The sequence below is a fragment of the Streptacidiphilus sp. EB129 genome, assembly GCF_041262645.1.
Classification (GTDB): Bacteria; Actinomycetota; Actinomycetes; order Streptomycetales; family Streptomycetaceae; genus Streptacidiphilus.
Genome location: NZ_JBGCCS010000006.1, coordinates 194,076 through 211,342, shown reverse-complemented (window position 1 = coordinate 211,342; position 17,267 = coordinate 194,076). Strand labels below are relative to the sequence as shown.

Sequence of the window (17,267 nt, the reverse complement as noted above, 5' to 3'; positions counted from 1 at the left end):
CGTGAGCGACGTCCGGGGCCCCGGCGGCACCGCCGTGATCGCCATCGGCAACGAGTACCGCCGGGACGACGGCGCGGCCCAGGCCGCACTGCGGCTGCTGCTGCGGGACGGCGCGCCGGCCGACCGCTGCGACCTCACCGACGGCGAGTCCACCCGGCTGCTGGCCCTGTGGCGGGACCGTGACCTGGCCGTGGTCATCGACGCCGTGCACGCGCACCCCGGCGAGCCGGGCCGGATCCACCGACTCGACCTGGCCCAGGCAGCACTGGCAAGCGGCGGCGCCACCACGCACGGGCTCGGGCTCGGTGAAGCCGTGGAACTCGGGCGGGTGCTCGGTCTGCTGCCCTCGCGTCTGGTCGTAGTCGGCATCGAGGGCGAGCGGTTCGACTGGGGCGAGCAGCTGACCCCCGCCGTGGCCGCGGCGGTGCCCAGGGCGGCGGCGCTGGTGCGCGAGCTGCTGGAGGACGAACGTCGAACGACGGAGCGGACATCAGGCCCTCGGTGACCGCCGCTGCGGCCTCACCCCCCCCCGGGTCGTGACAAGGGACCGGTCGGCCTGCCGCCCGGTCCCGTGCGGCCCTGTACTCCCCTGCGGATCGGAGCAGTCTGGAATGAGCGGCCGCCTCGCGGACCGGGGGCACCGGCCACCGGCGCAGGACGGGGCCCGGCGACGGGTGGGCCGCGTTTCAGCACCACCGAATCGAGGACGGCGGAGATGAGTGCGAAGGGGCTGGTGGGTATCGGTCTCGCGGCTGCGGTCGCGGCTGTGGCGGGCTACCCGCTGCTGTGGCGGAACGCGTGTCTGAGCTGGGGTGCCAGCGCTGTCGAGGTGTGCCGTGAGATGCCTGGCGACGCGCTGCTGCCCGGGGCACGACTGGTGTCGACCCGCGCGGTCACCGTCGACGCCCCGGCGTCGGCGGTCTGGCCGTGGCTGGTGCAGATGGGGCCGGGCCGGGGCGGCGCCTACACGTACGACTGGATCGAGAACCTGTTCGGCCTCGACATGCACAGTGCCGACCGCATCCTCCCGGAGTTCCAGGACCTGAAGCTCGGCGACACCATGACGCTGGGCGACCGGGGCCCGGTGATGGAGGTCGCCGAACTCGCTGCCGAACGGGCGCTGGTGCTGCGTTCCCAGGACGGGAACTGGGTGTGGGCCTTCGGCCTCCACCCGCTGGGCCGCAACACCCGGCTGGTGAGCCGCAACCGGATCGAGCAGCCCGGTGCCTCCCCCGCCGCCCGGCTCCTGACGCTCTACGTGATGGAGCCGGGCAGCCTGCTGATGGAGCGCAAGATGCTGCTGGGCATCAAACGGCGCGCCGAGGCACTGGCCTGACAAATGCCCCCTTCGCAGGGACGGTGGGCGGTCGGCCGGAAACAGGGTCCATCGGGCCCCGGTCGCGGGGCGTGCGGCCCTGTGGGCGGGTGCCGCCCGAGCGGACAGTAGGCAGCGAAGGGCAACCGAGACGAGGGAGCGGCCGCCATGGGCAGGTTCGTGTACGACTTCACCGAAGGACACCGCGGGCAGGCCGATCTGCTCGGCGGCAAGGGGGCGGGCCTTGCCGAAATGACCCGGATGGGACTGCCGGTTCCGCCCGGATTCACCATCACCACCGAAGCGTGCCGCTTCTACCTGGCCTCCGGACGCGAACCGCACGCACTCGCCGACGAGATCACCGTGCACCTCGCCGCGCTGGAAGAGCGGATGGGACGTCGCCTGGGCGACGCCCGGGACCCGCTGCTGCTCTCGGTCCGCTCCGGTGGCCGGTACTCCATGCCCGGGATGATGGACACCATCCTGGACCTCGGCCTGAACGACGACACCGTGACGGGGCTGGCCAGGACCACCGGCCGGGAACGCGCCGCATGGGACTCCTACCGGCGCCTGGTGCAGATGTACGGCAGCACCGTCATGGGCGTGGACGGATCCTGCTTCGACACCGAACTGGACCGGGCCCGTCGCGCCGCCGGAACGGACAGCGACCTCGGTCTGGACGCCGCCGCACTGCGCCGACTGACCGTCGCCTTCCAGGCGATCGTCCGCGAACACACCGGCCTCGACTTCCCGCAGGACCCGCGCGAACAGCTGCGCGGCGCGGTCCGCGCCGTCTTCGACTCCTGGCGCGGCGAGCGGGCCCGGATCTACCGCAGGCGCGAGGGCATCCCGGAGAACCTGGGCACCGCGGTGAACGTTCAGGCGATGGTCTTCGGCAACCTGGGGCCGGACTCGGGCACCGGGGTGGCGTTCACCCGCAACCCCGCCACCGGACGGCGCGGTGCCTGGGGCGACTACCTGAGCGACGCCCAGGGCGAGGACGTGGTGGCGGGCATCCGCGACGCCGTCCCGCTGAGCGAGCTCGCCGCACTGCTGCCCGACTGCCACAGTGCGTTGCTGGCACACCTGAACACCCTGGAGAACCACTACCGCGACCTGTGCGACGTGGAGTTCACCGTCGAGCGCGGGCGGCTGTGGATCCTCCAGACCCGCGTCGGCAAGCGCACCGCGGCGGCCGCCTTCCGCATCGCGGTCCAGCTGGTCGAGGAGAAGGTGATCACCTGGGACGAGGCGCTGCTCCGGGTGACCGGCGACCAGCTGGCGCAGCTGATGTTCCCCCGCTTCGCCGGAACCACCGGGGGCGCGCCGCTGGCCCACGGCATCCCCGCCTCCCCCGGTGCCGCCGTGGGCGTGGTGGTCTTCACCTCCGCCGAGGCGGTGCGCCGCGCGGCAGCCGGCGAGCACACCGTGCTGGTGCGCCCCGAGACCACCCCGGACGACCTCCCCGGCATGATCGCCGCGCAGGCCGTGCTCACCAGCCGGGGCGGCAAGACCAGCCACGCCGCCGTGGTCGCCCGCGGCATGGGCAAGGTCTGCGTCTGCGGCGCCGAGGGCATCAGCGTGGACGTCGCCGCACGACGATTCACCACCGCCGGGGGAACCGTGGTGGCCGAGGGCGAGGTGATCTCGGTGGACGGCACCGCCGGCCGGGTCCACCTCGGCGCGCTGCCCCTGGTCCCGTCCCCGGTGACCGCCTACTTCACCGGCGGGACGGTCCCCGAGGAGGCCCGGGAGCTCATCGACGCGGTGGACCGGCTGCTGACGCACGCAGACCAGGTCGGCCGCCTGCTGGTACGCGCCAACGCCGACACCCCCGAGGACGCGCGCAGGGCCAGGGCCTTCGGCGCGCTGGGCATCGGCCTGTGCCGCACCGAGCACATGTTCCTCGGTGAGCGCCGCCGACTGGTCGAGGCGTTGATCCTGGCCGAGAACGACGACGCCCGCGAGTCCGCACTCGCCGCCCTGCTCCCGCTGCAGCGCCAGGACTTCACCGAGATCCTGCAGGCCATGGACGGCCTGGCGGTGACGATCCGGCTGATCGACCCGCCACTGCACGAGTTCCTCCCCGACCGCACCGAACTCTCCGTCCGCATCGCCACCGAACGCGCGCAGGGCCGCGCGGTCGACCCGCACGACGAGCAACTGCTGGCCGCGGTGAACCGGATGCACGAGGAGAACCCGATGCTGGGCCTGCGCGGCGTCCGCCTCGCCCTGGTCGTGCCCGGCCTGGTGGCGATGCAGGTCCGCGCCGCCGCCGAAGCCGTCCTGGCCTGCCGGGCGGCAGGTGGCGACCCGCACGCCGAGATCATGGTGCCGCTGGTGGACACCGTCGAAGAGCTGCGTCTGGTGCGCACCGAGATCGAACGGGTGCTGCGCGAGACCGACGAAGACCTGGACGTGCCGATCGGCACGATGATCGAGCTGCCCCGCGCGGCGCTGACGGCGGACCGGATCGCCACGGCCGCGGACTTCTTCTCCTTCGGGACCAACGACCTGACCCAGACCACCTGGGGCTTCTCACGCGACGACGTGGAGGGCGCCTTCTTCACCCGCTACCTGGAACAGGGCGTCTTCCGCGTCTCCCCGTTCGAGACGCTGGACCTGGACGGCGTCGGCCGCCTGGTCGAACTCGCCGTCCGCGAGGGCCGGCAGACCCGGCCCGGCCTGGTCACCGGCGTCTGCGGCGAGCACGGCGGCGACCCCGCCTCAGTGCGCTTCTTCCACCGCGCCGGTCTGGACTACGTCTCCTGCTCGCCCTACCGCGTCCCCGTCGCCCGCCTGGAAGCAGGACGCGCCGCCGTCGGTACCGGAACCGACCTCTGACCCACCGTCAGTGCTCTTCGACCCGGAAACGCGGGCGGGCGGAGCCAGACCCTCCGCGGTCACCGGCTCCGCCCGTGGCGCGGCGCCCGCTCAGACCCGGCCCATGCGCTTGCGCAGCCCGTAGACGGCGGCGCCGAGGACGAGCACCGCCGCACCGGAGAGCACCGAGGCCGCCGGCAGGGCGAAGGCCAGGACCAGACAGCCGGCCAGTCCGAGGGCGGGCACCGCACGTGGCGGGCGGCCCTCGTCGGGGGTGAGCGTCCAGGCGGCGCTGTTGGCGACGGCGTAGTAGGCCAGCACCCCGAACGAGGAGAAGCCGATCGCCCCGCGCACGTCCGCGGTGGCGGCGAGCACCACGACGACCGCGCCCACCGTGAGCTCGGCGCGGTGGGGAACCTGGAAGCGAGGGTGGACCGCTGCCAGGGCGTGCGGCAGATGGCGGTCACGGGCCATCGCCAGGGTGGTGCGCGAGACGCCGAGGATCAACGCCAGCAGCGACCCCAGGGCCGCCACCGCGGCGCCCACGCGCACCACGGGGACCAGCCCCGGAACTCCGGCGGCGCGGACCGCCTCCGCCAGCGGGGCCGCCGCGCCGCCAAGACTCTTCGGCCCGAGCACGGACAGCACGGCGATGGAGACCGCCGCATAGACGACCAGGGTGATGCCCAGGGCGAGGGGGATCGCCCGGGGGATGGTGCGCTCCGGGTCGCGGACCTCCTCGCCGAGGGTGGCGACGCGGGCGTACCCGGCGAAGGCGAAGAACAGCAGACCCGCCGCCTGCAGCACCCCGGTGAAGCCGGCGCCGGCCCCCACGTCAAGCCGCGCGGCGCCCACCGCGTCCGAGGTGAGGCAGGCGACCACGACGGCGGCGAGCACTGCCAGGACCACGGCCACGATCGCGCGGGTGAGCCAGGCGGCCTTCTGCACTCCGGCGTAGTTCACCGCCGTCAGCGCCACCACGGCGGCCACCGCCACCGCATGCGCCTGGGCCGGCCACACGTAGGAACCCACGGTCAGTGCCATCGCGGCGCAGGAAGCCGTCTTGCCGACCACGAACCCCCACCCGGCGAGGTAGCCCCAGAAGTCCCCCAGCCGCTCGCGCCCATAGACATAGGTACCGCCCGACTGCGGGTAGCGGGCGGCCAGGCGGGCGGAGGAGGTCGCGTTGCAGTAGGCCACCCCCGCCGCCAGCGCCAGGCCGGGCAGCAGGCCGTCCCCGGCGGCGGCCGCCGCCGGGGCGAGTGCGGCGAAAATCCCCGCACCGATCATCGCCCCCAGGCCGATCAGCACCGCGTCGGCCACCCCCAGCCGTCGCCGGAGCCGCGGGGCACCGGTGACAGCCGCTGGCCGGCTCATGGCTCACTCCGTAAGGTGTCAGGCAGCCCGGGAACGGGGCTCCGATATCGGCAGACGATATCTGACCCGCCGATCCGACCGGAGCGTCGCGTCCAGGAGGAACCGAGTGCCTGCGGCAGCGGCTACTCGCTCTCCGCTTCGGCGCGGTCGTCACCGGTGCGGACCACGACGACCGGGCAGGACGCGTGCTGCACGCAGTGCTGGCTCACCGATCCCAGCAGGGCGCCGACGAAACCGCCATGCCCACGGCTGCCGACGACGAGTAGTTCAGCTCCGCGCGACCGCTCCAACAGCACCTGGGCGGCGTTGCCCAGCTCCGCGCTCTCCCGGATCTCGACCCGCGGATGGTCCCTGACAGCCCACGCCACGGACTTGGCAAGGATCTTCCCGGCGACCAGCCCGGACTCACGATCGACCGAAGCCGGGGCCCGGCCGTACATCGTCGGATACAGCCAGCAGATCACCGCATCCACCGCGGCGTGGGTCAGCTCCGCCTGCCGAACCGCCCACCGCAGTGCCTGCTCGGACGACGGAGAGCCGTCGACTCCCACCACGATCCGGCGTTCTGCCGGGATCTCCCTGCTCATCTCGCACCTCTCCGGTTCCTGGTCGTTGGTCGGGTTTGACGGGTGGCGCCTGTCCGCAGAAGCGGTCACCGGACCAGGACGCGCTCGCCGGAGCCCGGAACGACCGCGGTCCAGCCGAGTTCCTCGGTGATGCGGTCGCACAGGGCCCGCGAGCCCTCCGGCTCGCCGTGCACGAGGTAGGTGGTACTGGGCTCGGGCGCGTAGCGCAGCCAGTCGACGATCTCGCCCGCGTCGGCGTGGGCGGAGAACCCGGGGACGTTGACGACCTCGGCCCGTACCGGCACGTAGCCGCCGAACATCTTCAGCGCCCTGGCCCCGTCGACCAGGTCACGGGCCCGGGTGCCCCGGGCGGCGAAGCCGACGATGAGCACGGTGTTGCGCGGGTCCGGCAGCAAGCGGCGCAGATGGTGCACCACACGCCCGCCGGTGGCCATGCCGGAGGCCGAGACGATGACCGAGGGCATGCCCGAGCGCTGGATCGCCATGGACTCCTCGACCGAGCGGGCCGCGGTGAACGGGGTCGGGTCCAGGGCGGCCTTCCCGTCTCCGGTCACCTCGTCACGCAGTTCGGGGGCATGGCCGTCGAACGCCTCCTGGTAGATCCGCAGGGCGGCGAGCGCCATCGGACTGTCCACGTAGACCGGTACCGAGGCCGGCAGTCGGCCGGCGCGGCGCAGCTCGGCGAGTTCGTGCAGCACGACCTCGGTGCGGTCGACCGCGAACGACGGGATGACCACGCTGCCGCCCCGGGCGAAGGTGCGCGCCAGAGCGTCCGCGAAGCGGGCCCGCGAGGCCTGCTCGTCGTGGTGGCGGTTGCCGTACGTCGACTCCACCAGAAGCACGTCGGCACCGGTGAACGGATCCGGTGGGCGCAGCAGCGGATGGACCGGACGGCCCAGATCACCGCTGGCGGCCAGGGTGTGGCCGTCCTCCAGGGTCAGGTGCGCCCAGGAGGAGCCGAGGATGTGCGCGGCGTGCTGCAACCGCAGCACCGTACCGGTGGTGATCTCGGTCTCGACGCCCAGCGGAACCGGCTCGAACAGCTTCAGCGCCCGGTCGACGTCCTTCTCGTCGTACAGCGGCTCGGCGGGGTGGTGCTTGGAGTAGCCGTGGGAGTTGGCGTGCTCGGCCTCCTCCGTCAGCAGGTGGGCGCTGTCGCGCAGGACGAGCTCGGCCAGGCGGGCGGTGTTCGGCGTGCAGAACACCGAGCCCTGGAAGCCCTCCCGCACCAGACGCGGCAGATAGCCGCTGTGGTCGAGGTGCGCGTGGGTCAGCACCACGGCGTGGACGTCGGCGGCGTCCGACGGCAGCGGTCGCCAGTTGCGGCGCCGCAGCTCAGCGGCACCCTGGAACATCCCGCAGTCGATCAGGACCCGTGCGTGGTCGGTCTCGACCATGAACTTGCTGCCGGTGACCGTGCCCACGGCGCCGAGGAAGGTGAGCAGCCCCGGCCGCGGCCGGGGACCGCCCACGGCGCCCCCGCCACCGGCCGCGCCGCTGTCGCTGGTGTCCATCGTTGGTCGCCTTCCTGCAGTCGCGATCGCGTCGCGCGGGGTCAGCATCTCCGTGCCACCACTGTCACACCGGCCGGGCTGGCCGGCATCGGCCAGACCGTCGATGGGGCCGCCCGGCCCTGTCCGCCCTTGGGCGGAGGGCTTCCGCCGCCCCGTCCGCCGACGAGCCGGCGGATGCCGGGCATCAGCTGCCGGGCGGGTCCGGCGGGCGGCGCAGCGTCTCCAGCCGCTGCCGGTACTCCTCGTCGTCGATCTCGCCGCGGGCGAAGCGCTCCGCGAGCAGTTGCTCGGGCGTGGGCCGCCCAACCGTGGCGCTCTCCGGCTGCGGCGCCCGGTGCTGCGCGCTGCGGCCCAGATAGCGGACCACGGCGACGGTCAGCAGGACGACGCAGACCAGCACCAGCAGCGCGAGGAGGGCGAACAGGCCCAGCCCCCAGCCGCCCCAGCCGCCCCAGCCGCCCATGTGATGGTGACGGTACATCGAATGCTCCTCACTGCGCAGGGACGCGGGCACGTGCCGCAACGGCAATCACCGGCGCCGGTCCGTTCCCGAGGCGTGCGGCCGTTCCAGGCCCTGGACGAGGTCGTCCTCGGTGAAGTCCAGCGAGGAGTGGACCGCGACCACCCCGTCCACCGACCGGCACAACCGCGTGGTCACCGGGATCATGCTCTTGCGCGGGAGCCGGCCGGACAGCGTCACCACGCCCTCGTGGACGACCACCCGTACGGCATCAGGAGCCAGCCAGAGCGTCTCTCCGAGCACGTCATGGACGATCTCCTCGCGAATGGCGCCGTCGTGTCGCAGAAAGACCTGCAGCAGGTCGCTGCGGCTGACGATGCCGACCAGTCGCCCCGCCTCGTCGACCACAGGAAGCCGCTTGATCCTGTGCCGGTCCATTGCCCGGGCGGCCTCCACGACGCTCCAGTCCCCGCGTGCCGTGACGGCCGGACTGGTCATCAGCCCACCCGCGGTCTCGGCTTCGGCCCGGTCGCGGTCACGGGGCCGCATCCAGTTCCCGGAACCGCGGCCGTCCGGGTCGGGGGCGGCCGCCTCCTTGCGCAGCAGATCGGCCTCGGAGACCATCCCCATCGGCCGGCCCTGGTCGTCGACCACCGGCACGGCCGTGATGTCGTTCCGGTGGAACAGCGAGGCGATCTCCTTGAACGGTGTGCCGGGCTCGACGGTGACGACCTCCTGGGTCATCACGTCGTGGACTCTGCGGTGCTGCATGGCCCTCACTCCTCCGCAGCTGGCTGGTACCCCTCCAGCTTCCGCCCGGGTCCCGGATCCGCACAGGGCCGACCGGCCCCGGGCCGCTGCCAGGCGGCCCAGGCCCACGCCGACCGCTATGCGACTCCCCGGCCGGGATGTGACAGTGGCAGAGCAGGTCATGTCCGAGAGCCACGAGGCGAGGAGGAGTCATGTCCGACACGACGTCCGGCGGGGCCGGAAAGGGCACCGCACCGCATCCGGGTGACATCGGCCGGCGAGTGGCGCTGCGGCGACGGGAGCTGGGGCTCAGCCGGGAAGAAGTGGCCGCGCGCGCCGGAATGGCACCCACCTATCTGCAGTACCTGGAGACGCGGCCCGGCGAGATCGACGTCAGCGGCCTGCTCCGGCTCGCCGGAGCGCTGAACACGACGCTGTCGGAGCTGCTGGGGGGCAGCGCCGACCTTCCGCCGGGCCGGGCCGGTGCGAAGGGGAAGCCCGTGCTGGAGGAACTCGGCACGCAGGAGTGCTGGGCCCGCTTGTCGGAGCGAGGCGTGGGCCGGCTGGGTTTCTCCACCGCAGAGGGGCCCGTCGTCCTCCCGGTCAACTACCAGGTGATGGACCGCGGGATCGTCTACCGCACGGCGCCCGGCACGGTGCCGGCCGCCGCGGTCGGCCACCGGGTCGCGTTCGAGGTCGATCACATCGACGACGCCCTGAGCCAAGGCTGGAGCGTCCTCGTGGTCGGGCACGCGCAGGCCCGGCCGGCCGCCCCGGACGACGGCGGAAACGCCGGCCCGGATCCGTCGCCGCCACCCGCCGGGCCGACGCCCTGGGCGGGTGGTCAACGCGACCTGTGGGTGCGCATCTCTCCCGACACCCTGACCGGGCGGATCATCCGCTCCTGAGGAGCGCCCGCCCGCCCGGCTCCCCTCAGCCCTGGGGCCGATCGGCCGGGCCAGTGGGCCGTCCCGGCCCAAGACGGGGCCGGGAATCCGCAGGACGCTGGAGGCGGCAGGCCGCCCGGAGCCGCCCGCTCCGCTGACCCGTCGCCGAAGACACAGCCCGTCGCTGAAGACACAGGGAGAAGAGGCGAGATCGATGACGTCCGATCCGCACGACGGCGCGCAGGGCGCACCCCTCGTGCTGCACCCCGACCCCGCACAGCCGCTGCGCGCCACCCGACCGCACCACACCCCCGTCAGCAAGCTGATGACCCGTGACGTGATCGCGGTCGACCCGAAGGTCGACTTCGCCACGGTGGTGGCCGCGCTCCGGGAACACCACCACGACACGGTGCCGGTGGTCGACGCCGAGCGCCGGGTCCTGGGCATGGTCTGCGCCTCGGACCTGCTGGCCAAACTGGCACTGCCCGCGCTGCCGCAGCGCACGCTGTTCGAGAGCCGCCAGGTCCGGGCGCTGCGCCGCCGTGCCGCAGCCGTCGAGGCCGACGAACTGATGAGCAGCCCCGCGGTGACCGTCAGCCCGTACACCACCGCGGCGGAGGCCGCCTGGCTGGCGATCCGGCACCGGGTGCACCACCTGCCGGTCGTCGGCGAGCACCACGACCTGGTCGGCATGGTCTGCCTGTGCGATCTCCTGGGCGTCCTGCACCGCAGCGACGCCGAGATCCGCGCGGAGATCGCCGGAGTCGCCCTGGGACCCGCCCTCGGCACCGAGGCCGCCACCCTGCGGGTGACCTGCGTGCACGGCCGCGTCACCCTGGACGCGCGGACCGCACGGCGCAGCCAGGCCGAACAACTGCTCAACCGGGTCCGTGCGGTGGAGGGGGTCGTCGACGTCGCGGACAGCCTCCGCTGGGACATCGACGACATGCTCGTCCACCGGCCGGCGGACCCCCTCTGACGGTTCCGCGGCGTCGGGCGGGGACGACGGCGCCCGCCGTCCCTGCCCGGCGCCGCAACCGTCCGGTCCGGTTCTGATGGCCCCCACCAGCAGTGACGGTCGATCCGTCGTAGTGTCGAAACGGTCGGCACCAAGGTTCCCTCCCGGTACGGAGCAGAGGAGCACGCCATGGAACACCCGGTCATCGTCGGAGTCGACGCTCCTGAGGACGGTGGCACGGCCGTCGACTGGGCGGCCGACGAGGCCTGGCTGAGGGGCCGGCGGCTGCACCTGGTCCACGCGTGGCCCTGGGAGACCCACCAACCCTCCGACTCCTCCTGGGCCCGGGCCGTCCGGCAGTCGGGCCAGGAGATGCTCAGAAGCCTGACCGCCAGGGCCACCGACCGGCACCCGGACCTGGAGGTCACCAGCGGGATCGTGGAGACGGCAGCCCGCGAGGCCCTGGTCGCGCTCAGCTCTGCGGCCAACCTGCTGGTTCTGGGGTCGCGGGGAACCGGCGGATTCGAAGGCCTGCTGACGGGCTCGACCTGTCTGTGGGTGACGGCGCATGCCGCCTGCCCGGTCACGGTGGTCCCCGGCGTCTGGACGGTCCCTGCGCAGTTCGAGGACCGCGATGGCGTGGCGGTCGGGGTGCGCGGCAGGGGGCCGAGCGACGGACTGCTCGCCTTCGCCTTCGAGGCCGCCCAGCGCCAGCACCTTCCGCTGCTCGTGGCGCACGCCTGGAGCTACCCCCTCCTTGTCGGGCCCGGCCACTCGTTCCCGCCCGTCTACGAGGAGGGTCACGTGGCCGCGGAGGTGGCCAGACTGGTCGCCGAACTCCTCGCCGGATGGCGGGAGAAGTATCCGGACGTAGCGGTCACCGAGGACGTGGTGCGCTCCGGAGCAGCCCGGCACCTGGTCGCGCTCTCCCGCGACCACCAGCTCCTGGTGGTCGGCCGGCACGGTCGGCCCGAGGGTCCGTTGGCCCGGCTGGGCTCGGTGAGCCAGGCCGTGGTGCAGCACGCGCGCTGCCCGGTCGCGGTACTGCCGAACGAGTGACCCGCACCGTCGGACCTCAGGACGCGCCGATCGAGCCGGGCCCATACGGCGCGGCTCGATCGGCGTTCAGCGGGTCGGTCAGGCGTGCGGGACCACTGCCACGGGCGCCATCGCGTGGTGGACCACGGCGTGGGCGACCGCGCTCAGGCGCGTGCCGACCAGGTGCGGTCGGGTGTCGCGCCCGACGACCACGAGGTCGGCCCCGCCGGACGCCTCGACCAGTGCGGCCGCGGCCCCGCCGAGGCGTACGTCCTCGACCACCTCGACGTCCGGGTACTTGTCCCGCCAGGGCAGCAGGTTCTGGGTGAGCTCCTCGGTCTCGGCCCGCTCCAGGTCCTGGGTGGGGAAGATCGGGGGGAACCAGCCGAACGACGCGTAACTCGGCGGAACGTTCCAGCCATGGACAGCGCGCAGTCCGGCCCCGCGCAGCGCCGCCTCGGTGAAGGCGAAGTCGAGCAGCGCGTCGGCCGGCGCGCCGGCCCCGAGGCCCACCACCACCTGCCCGGCCGCCGATGTGGCGGGCCGGGTCGCCGGCTCGGCACGGACCAGCACGGTGGGGATGCCGGCGCGGGCCACGGTGGCCAGTCCGATGGATCCGACCAGCAGCCCGGCGAATCCGCCGAGCCCCCGCGATCCGAGCACCAGCAGGTCACCGCGCCTGGCGGCGGACAGCAGGCCGTCGACCACGGCGTCGCGCACCAGCGTGGTCCCGATCACCAGATCGGGGTGGGTCTGTCGCAGTTCCTCCGTGGTCCGGGTCAGCATGCGCTCGGCCGCGCCCTCCATGTCTCCGTAGCGCGCGTCACCCGCCCCGAGTTTGGCCAGCCAGGGTCCCGAATGGACCAGTTCCAGCGGCGCGGACCGGCGGACCGCCTCGTCCGCCGCCCACTGCGCGGCCCGGGTGCTCTGCGGTGAGCCGTCGACGGCAGCCAGCACCGGTCGGTTCATGACGTTCTCCTTCTGTCGTGGTGCGCGGCGGAATGCCACCGCCCTGTCTCACGCCTCCAGCTTCACCCCCGCCGCCCGCTGGGGCCCAGGGACGCTCGGCCCCGGATCACGGCCGGTCGGCCCCCGGTTCGGGGGCCTGCCGGGCCGGCCCGGCGTCACAGGGTCAGGGTCCGGATCTCCCCCGGCCCGACCCGCACGAGGGAGCCCCGAAAACCGATGGTGAGCGGATCCGCCCGCCCATCCGCCACGCGTACGGTGACGTCCTTGCGGTCGACCGTGACGCACACACCCCAACTGCCCCGGTACCGCAGCTCCAGTTCCAGCCGGCGCAACGGTCCCGGCAGGCGCGGGGCCAGCCAGAGCACGTCCTCGCGCAGTTCCAGGCCCGTGTAGCAGCGCTGAAGCAGATCGATGGTGCCCGCCATGGCGCCCAGGTGGATGCCCTCCGCCGTGGTCCCACCCTGGATGTCGTGGACATCCCCGTCGAGGGCGTCGCGGAAGAACCGCCATGAGGCCCTTCGGTCGGACCGTGCCAGCACCCAGGCGTGCACCACCGCGCTGAGCGTGGAGCCGTGAGCGGTACGGCTGAGGTAGTAGTCGGCGGTCGCACGGAACAGCTCGTCGCCCGCCCGGTACCCGAGCCGGTGCAGCAGGTCGTGGACCTCGCGCGGGGAGAACAGGTAGTACAGCATCAGGACGTCCGCCTGTTTGGACACCTTGTAGCGGTTGACGCTGTCCCCCTCGGCCTCCAGGATCCGGTCCAGCCGCCGGATGTCCGGGTACCGTCGCCGGTATCCGTCCCAGTCGAGCTCGGCAAGCCGCTCGTAGCCGTCGAACTGGGTGATCACACCCTCGTGGAAGGGCACGTGCAGAGCCCGGCTGACCGTTCGCCAACGGTCCAGTTCCTCGCCACCGAGCCCCATCCGTTCCGCCAGCTCGTCACTCCGGTACCCGGGCAGGATCCGCAGTGCCTCCAGAGCCCTGGCGAGCACCCAGGAGGCCAGGACGTTGGTGTAGGCGTTGTCGTCCAGCCCCGGACCGGCCGCCCACGGGTACGCCTCGTGGTACTCGTCGGGGCCCACCACGCCGCGGATCCTGAACCGGCCCAGATCCGCGTCGAACACCGCGATGTCGGCCCAGAAACGGGCGATCTCCAGGAGCATCTCGGCGCCGGCCGACTCCAGGAACTCCAGGTCGCCGGTGGCCTGGTAGTACTGCCAGACGTTGTAGGCGATGGCGGACCCGACATGGCGCTGCAGGTGGCTGTGGTCGGGCAGCCATCTGCCCGAGACCGGGTTCAGGTGCACCCGCTGGGTCTCCTCGCTGCCGTCGGCCGCGCTCTGCCACGGATACATGGCCCCTCGGAACCCGGCCCCGCGGGCCGCGCTGCGTGCCTCGTCCAACCGGCGGTGGCGGTAGCGCAGCACGGACCGGCTGAGCTCGGGCAGCCGCAGGTTGAGCACCTGCAGGACGAACAGCTCGTCCCAGAACACGTGTCCGCGATACCCCTCACCGTGCAGTCCGCGAGCGGGTACCCCCACGTCCAGGTCCGCGGAGTGCTCGGAGACGGTCTGCAGCAGATGGAACAGGTACAGGTGCACCGGGCCGGTCCTGGCGGCGTCGACCTCGGTGCGGCAGCGCCGCCACAGTTCCTCCCAGCGCAGCGCGTGGGCGCGCAGCAGCACCTCGAAGGAATCCGCGCGACCGGCGAGCCGGCGGGCCGCGCGCAGCGGACCGTCCACCGCCGGGTCCCGGGAGGTGTAGACCGCGACGGTCTTCTCCACGACCAGCGGCCTGCCTGCGGCCGCGTCGACGGTCAGGATCTGCGCGACCAGAGCGTCGGACAGTTCGTCGCAGCGGGCCACCGGCACCGGTTTCCCATCCAGGTGGACACCGGTGCGCGCGGCCATGGCGACGGTCAGCGGCGACCCCGCCGTGGCGACCTGGAGCCAGCTGAGCTCGCCTTCCGCCCCGTGATCCACGGGATCCAGGTGATGGCTGGTCAGCTCCCGGTAGCGGGCCACACCGGTGTTCCGCACGGTTCCGTCAATCCCGGATCTGATGTCGAGCCGGCCGGACCAGTTCTCCGGCACCAGCAGGGTCTGCAGAGCGACGAGATGCGGTTGGGCCATATGCGCGATCCGCCGCTGCACCAGGCGGGTACGCCGCCCGGCACCGTCGACGACCAGCGCCCGTCTGGTCAGCACGCCGCGACGCAGGTCGAGCTCCAGCCGCTGGTCGAGGATCTCGAACGGCCGGTCGCCCGGAAGGGCTGCGTCGGCAGCGCCGAACCAGCCGCCCATGGCTCCGATCCGGAAGCTGAGTGGCAGCCAGTTGGGCATGTTGACCAGGTCCTCGTTCTCGACGGCGCGCCCCTGCACGGTCGAGGTGGTGCGGTCGTAGCAGCCAGCCAGGTACGTTCCCGGGTAGTGCGTGCCGTCCGCGACGGACTCGGGTGCCGCCGCCCTGGTCACCAGGTAACCGTTGCCGACCGCGCACAGCACCTCACGCAGGCCCTCCTGCGTGGGGTCGAACCCCTTGTAGCTCAGCATCCAGGGGTCGTCCCACGGTTCGCTGTCGGCCGCCCGGCTGCGACGGTGCGCGGCGGCCCCGCTGTTCGGCTCTCCCTCCGTCACCACGGTCATCGACTCTCCTGCTGTCCCGCGAAGCTCGCCTCCGGCAGGTCCTCGGCGGTGGCGCTGCTGCGGACCGCGACGTCCGGGTCCGTGCGACCGGTGTCCCGACCGAGCCGGGCGTACGCCTCGCTGATCCCCTGTTCCAGGGCTGGCGGTAGCGCCACGGCCGGGACGGCCGTCCGGACACCAGCGGCGGCGAGGTGGACCACCATCTCTGCCAGCGAGGCGTTCTTGCCGCCCACCAGGGCGACGTCGTCCCGCCCGGTCTCGCAGAACCTGACGATACGACGGACTATGGTCATGATCTGCTCACTTGTGCGGTTCACCACGGGGTGGGCCTGTTCATCCGGTGCCTCCCCGCGGCTGGTCCCCGATCGGAACGAGCAGCTCGCCGAGGTCGGCGACGACGAGGTCGGCGCCGTGCTCGCGCAGGTCCGCCGCGCTGGTCGGCCCGTGGGCGCGGTCGACCCCGACCACGAGGCCGAATCCGCCGCGCCGCACGGCACCCCCGCGTCGCTCAGCGCCTGGAGCATCCGGACCGTGCCCGGCCAGGCGGTGACGGCCCCCTCGCCCAGCCGTGCCGGGAACAGCAGCTCCTTTCGGGCCGCCACGGCGCTCACCGTGGCGGTGCCCGGCGGGTCGTCCACGTCCTCGTCGCGGAGGTGAAGACCGCGCGACTCCAGGAACGCGGCGGCCCCCTCCCGACGCGACCGGCCGTCGACGCGCCGCCGGTAGTCCTCGTTGTCGAACGGCCTACGCGGTACGCCGTCGGCGATCGGGTGCTCCCGCAGGCAGGCGTCGAACGCCTCCTTCCACGCGGCAGCGTGCGGGCGTGCCGAGTCGGTGATCACACCGTCGGTGTCGAACACCACCGCCTCGACATCCCGGATCCGGGGGTCGAGCACCTCGTGCCGAACGCGCTGCGGCGGAACCATCGACATGACCTCCAGGTGCCGGTCGATCGGCTTCCCCTACCAGCGTGAGGGCTGCGACCCGCGCCGTCATCTCCGGCGCGTGCCGGTACAGCCGGTCGCGGAGCGGCGCCCGCTGTCAGGCCTCGACGAAGGTCTGCCCGCTCAGCGCCCGGCGGACATCGACCGCACCCTCGACGCCGCGCGCCAGTCGGGTGGCGACGGGCACCGGAGTGGTCTCCGCGAGCCGGCCCGCCACTGCCTGGCCGGTTACCGCGGCCGGACCAGGAAAGGACACTGGCCCGGCCGCTGTCCGACCAGGAAGGGGACTTCAGTACAGCGGTCCCAGCGGCAAAGGCGCCGACGGGCCCCGCGGTGCCGAGTCCAGCGCGAAGGCGACGTCCACCACGCCGTCCACACCCCCGACGGTCCGCGCGACCAGTGGGATCCGGGACGAGTCGGTGAGCGTGCCGCTGATCGCGGCGATGCCCTGAGTGACCGTCACGGTCAGCCTGGCTGCCTCGGCCGACGAGAGTTCGCGCTCCAGCGCCGTCCTGACGTCCTCGACCAGCACGGTGTCATCGCGCAGGAACACCTTGAGCAGGTCGCCACGGCTGACGACGCCGATCAGCCGTCCGCCACCGTCGACCACGGGCAGGCGCCTGACGCTGCGGCGCATCATCAGGCGCGCGGCCGCCGCCGCCGTCTCGTCGGGGCCGATGGTCACGGCCGGAGCGGACATCAGGTCCCCGGCGACCAGCGCCGCGACCTTGCCCGCCTCGTCGGGGCGTAGCAGGGACCGCCGCAGCCCCAGCCGGCGATCGTGGTTGGCCTCCTTGGGCAGCAGGTCCGCCTGGGAGACCAGGCCCAGCACCCGCCTCCGGCTGTCCAGCACCGGCACGGAACTGATCCGGTACTCGTCCATCAGCCGGACCAGGTCCTTGAACGACGTCTCCCGCAGAACGCTCACCACGGACGCGGTCATCACGTCGCGGACGGTGTGCGACGGAGCGCCCTGGATCGTGGTCATCTCGGTCTCCTT

The 17,267-nt window shown here is 73.0% G+C and carries 15 protein-coding genes and 1 pseudogene; 6 read left to right on the top strand and 10 right to left on the bottom strand.

Annotated features, from left to right (window positions below; all coding sequences use genetic code 11):
- The first annotated feature begins 1 nt into the window (after position 1).
- The 3 genes from ABH925_RS10285 to ppdK all read left to right on the top strand — a co-directional run bounded on the left by ABH925_RS10285 (position 2) and on the right by ppdK (position 4,159).
- Positions 2-505, top strand: coding sequence for a hydrogenase maturation protease (locus tag ABH925_RS10285; protein WP_370147022.1), 504 nt, complete (start codon positions 2-4; stop codon positions 503-505).
- A gap of 210 nt (positions 506-715) precedes the next feature.
- Complete coding sequence (locus tag ABH925_RS10280) at positions 716-1,336, top strand: hypothetical protein (protein WP_370147021.1); 621 nt, start codon at positions 716-718, stop codon at positions 1,334-1,336.
- Between the two features lie 147 nt (positions 1,337-1,483).
- Positions 1,484-4,159, top strand: coding sequence for a pyruvate, phosphate dikinase (gene ppdK, locus ABH925_RS10275; protein ID WP_370147020.1), 2,676 nt, complete (start codon positions 1,484-1,486; stop codon positions 4,157-4,159).
- A 90-nt stretch (positions 4,160-4,249) separates the two neighbouring features.
- On the opposite strand, the gene ABH925_RS10270 is transcribed toward ppdK, so the two are convergent.
- The 5 genes from ABH925_RS10270 to ABH925_RS10250 all read right to left on the bottom strand — a co-directional run bounded on the left by ABH925_RS10270 (position 4,250) and on the right by ABH925_RS10250 (position 8,847).
- Positions 4,250-5,515 (bottom strand): APC family permease, encoded by a 1,266-nt coding sequence (locus tag ABH925_RS10270; RefSeq protein ID WP_370147018.1) that lies wholly within the window; start codon positions 5,513-5,515, stop codon positions 4,250-4,252.
- Between the two features lie 122 nt (positions 5,516-5,637).
- Positions 5,638-6,102: a universal stress protein gene (locus ABH925_RS10265; protein ID WP_370147016.1), complete on the bottom strand. Its 465-nt coding sequence runs from the start codon at positions 6,100-6,102 to the stop codon at positions 5,638-5,640.
- 65 nt (positions 6,103-6,167) lie between these two features.
- Positions 6,168-7,616 carry an MBL fold metallo-hydrolase RNA specificity domain-containing protein gene (locus ABH925_RS10260; protein WP_370147015.1) on the bottom strand — a complete coding sequence of 483 codons (1,449 nt, stop codon included), beginning with the start codon at positions 7,614-7,616 and terminating at the stop codon, positions 6,168-6,170.
- Between the two features lie 184 nt (positions 7,617-7,800).
- Positions 7,801-8,097 (bottom strand): SHOCT domain-containing protein, encoded by a 297-nt coding sequence (locus tag ABH925_RS10255; RefSeq protein ID WP_370147014.1) that lies wholly within the window; start codon positions 8,095-8,097, stop codon positions 7,801-7,803.
- A gap of 48 nt (positions 8,098-8,145) precedes the next feature.
- Positions 8,146-8,847 carry a CBS domain-containing protein gene (locus tag ABH925_RS10250; RefSeq protein ID WP_370147012.1) on the bottom strand — a complete coding sequence of 234 codons (702 nt, stop codon included), beginning with the start codon at positions 8,845-8,847 and terminating at the stop codon, positions 8,146-8,148.
- A gap of 191 nt (positions 8,848-9,038) precedes the next feature.
- Here ABH925_RS10250 and ABH925_RS10245 point away from each other — a divergent pair, with 191 nt between their 5' ends.
- The 3 genes from ABH925_RS10245 (at position 9,039) to ABH925_RS10235 (ending at position 11,730) form a co-directional block, all read left to right on the top strand.
- Positions 9,039-9,734, top strand: a complete 696-nt coding sequence (locus ABH925_RS10245) for a helix-turn-helix domain-containing protein (RefSeq protein WP_370147011.1) — start codon at positions 9,039-9,041, stop codon at positions 9,732-9,734.
- A gap of 193 nt (positions 9,735-9,927) precedes the next feature.
- On the top strand, positions 9,928-10,692 hold the full coding sequence (locus ABH925_RS10240; RefSeq protein WP_370147010.1) for a CBS domain-containing protein: 765 nt from the start codon (positions 9,928-9,930) through the stop codon (positions 10,690-10,692).
- Between the two features lie 168 nt (positions 10,693-10,860).
- Positions 10,861-11,730 (top strand): universal stress protein, encoded by an 870-nt coding sequence (locus ABH925_RS10235; protein WP_370147009.1) that lies wholly within the window; start codon positions 10,861-10,863, stop codon positions 11,728-11,730.
- 78 nt (positions 11,731-11,808) lie between these two features.
- On the opposite strand, the gene ABH925_RS10230 is transcribed toward ABH925_RS10235, so the two are convergent.
- From ABH925_RS10230 to ABH925_RS10210, 5 genes and pseudogenes are all read right to left on the bottom strand, one after another.
- Entirely contained in the window at positions 11,809-12,678 is an 870-nt protein-coding gene (locus ABH925_RS10230; RefSeq protein WP_370147006.1) for a universal stress protein, read from the bottom strand.
- A 155-nt stretch (positions 12,679-12,833) separates the two neighbouring features.
- Positions 12,834-15,323 (bottom strand): glycoside hydrolase family 65 protein, encoded by a 2,490-nt coding sequence (locus tag ABH925_RS10225; RefSeq protein WP_370147004.1) that lies wholly within the window; start codon positions 15,321-15,323, stop codon positions 12,834-12,836.
- The gene (locus ABH925_RS10220; RefSeq protein WP_370147140.1) at positions 15,320-15,526 is read right to left on the bottom strand and encodes a PEP/pyruvate-binding domain-containing protein; all 207 of its coding nucleotides are present in this window, start codon (positions 15,524-15,526) and stop codon (positions 15,320-15,322) included. Before ABH925_RS10220 ends, ABH925_RS10225 begins: the two co-directional genes overlap by 4 nt.
- A 130-nt stretch (positions 15,527-15,656) precedes the next feature.
- Positions 15,657-16,249 (bottom strand): annotated as a pseudogene (locus ABH925_RS10215) (HAD family hydrolase).
- Between the two features lie 307 nt (positions 16,250-16,556).
- A complete protein-coding gene (locus ABH925_RS10210) occupies positions 16,557-17,255 on the bottom strand; it encodes a CBS domain-containing protein (protein ID WP_370147003.1) in 699 nt (232 codons plus the stop codon).
- Positions 17,256-17,267: the final 12 nt, after the last annotated feature.

Bases quoted from the DNA above. Each gene is read 5' to 3' on its own strand.
- ABH925_RS10280 (WP_370147021.1), top strand. From the start codon at position 716: ATGAGTGCGAAGGGGCTGGTGGGTATCGGTCTCGCGGCTGCGGTCGCG.
- ppdK (WP_370147020.1), top strand. From the start codon at position 1,484: ATGGGCAGGTTCGTGTACGACTTCACCGAAGGACACCGCGGGCAGGCC.
- ABH925_RS10270 (WP_370147018.1), bottom strand. From the start codon at position 5,515: ATGAGCCGGCCAGCGGCTGTCACCGGTGCCCCGCGGCTCCGGCGACGG.
- ABH925_RS10265 (WP_370147016.1), bottom strand. From the start codon at position 6,102: ATGAGCAGGGAGATCCCGGCAGAACGCCGGATCGTGGTGGGAGTCGAC.
- ABH925_RS10260 (WP_370147015.1), bottom strand. From the start codon at position 7,616: ATGGACACCAGCGACAGCGGCGCGGCCGGTGGCGGGGGCGCCGTGGGC.
- ABH925_RS10255 (WP_370147014.1), bottom strand. From the start codon at position 8,097: ATGTACCGTCACCATCACATGGGCGGCTGGGGCGGCTGGGGCGGCTGG.
- ABH925_RS10250 (WP_370147012.1), bottom strand. From the start codon at position 8,847: ATGCAGCACCGCAGAGTCCACGACGTGATGACCCAGGAGGTCGTCACC.
- ABH925_RS10245 (WP_370147011.1), top strand. From the start codon at position 9,039: ATGTCCGACACGACGTCCGGCGGGGCCGGAAAGGGCACCGCACCGCAT.
- ABH925_RS10240 (WP_370147010.1), top strand. From the start codon at position 9,928: ATGACGTCCGATCCGCACGACGGCGCGCAGGGCGCACCCCTCGTGCTG.
- ABH925_RS10235 (WP_370147009.1), top strand. From the start codon at position 10,861: ATGGAACACCCGGTCATCGTCGGAGTCGACGCTCCTGAGGACGGTGGC.
- ABH925_RS10230 (WP_370147006.1), bottom strand. From the start codon at position 12,678: ATGAACCGACCGGTGCTGGCTGCCGTCGACGGCTCACCGCAGAGCACC.
- ABH925_RS10225 (WP_370147004.1), bottom strand. From the start codon at position 15,323: ATGACCGTGGTGACGGAGGGAGAGCCGAACAGCGGGGCCGCCGCGCAC.
- ABH925_RS10220 (WP_370147140.1), bottom strand. From the start codon at position 15,526: ATGGTGGTCCACCTCGCCGCCGCTGGTGTCCGGACGGCCGTCCCGGCC.
- ABH925_RS10210 (WP_370147003.1), bottom strand. From the start codon at position 17,255: ATGACCACGATCCAGGGCGCTCCGTCGCACACCGTCCGCGACGTGATG.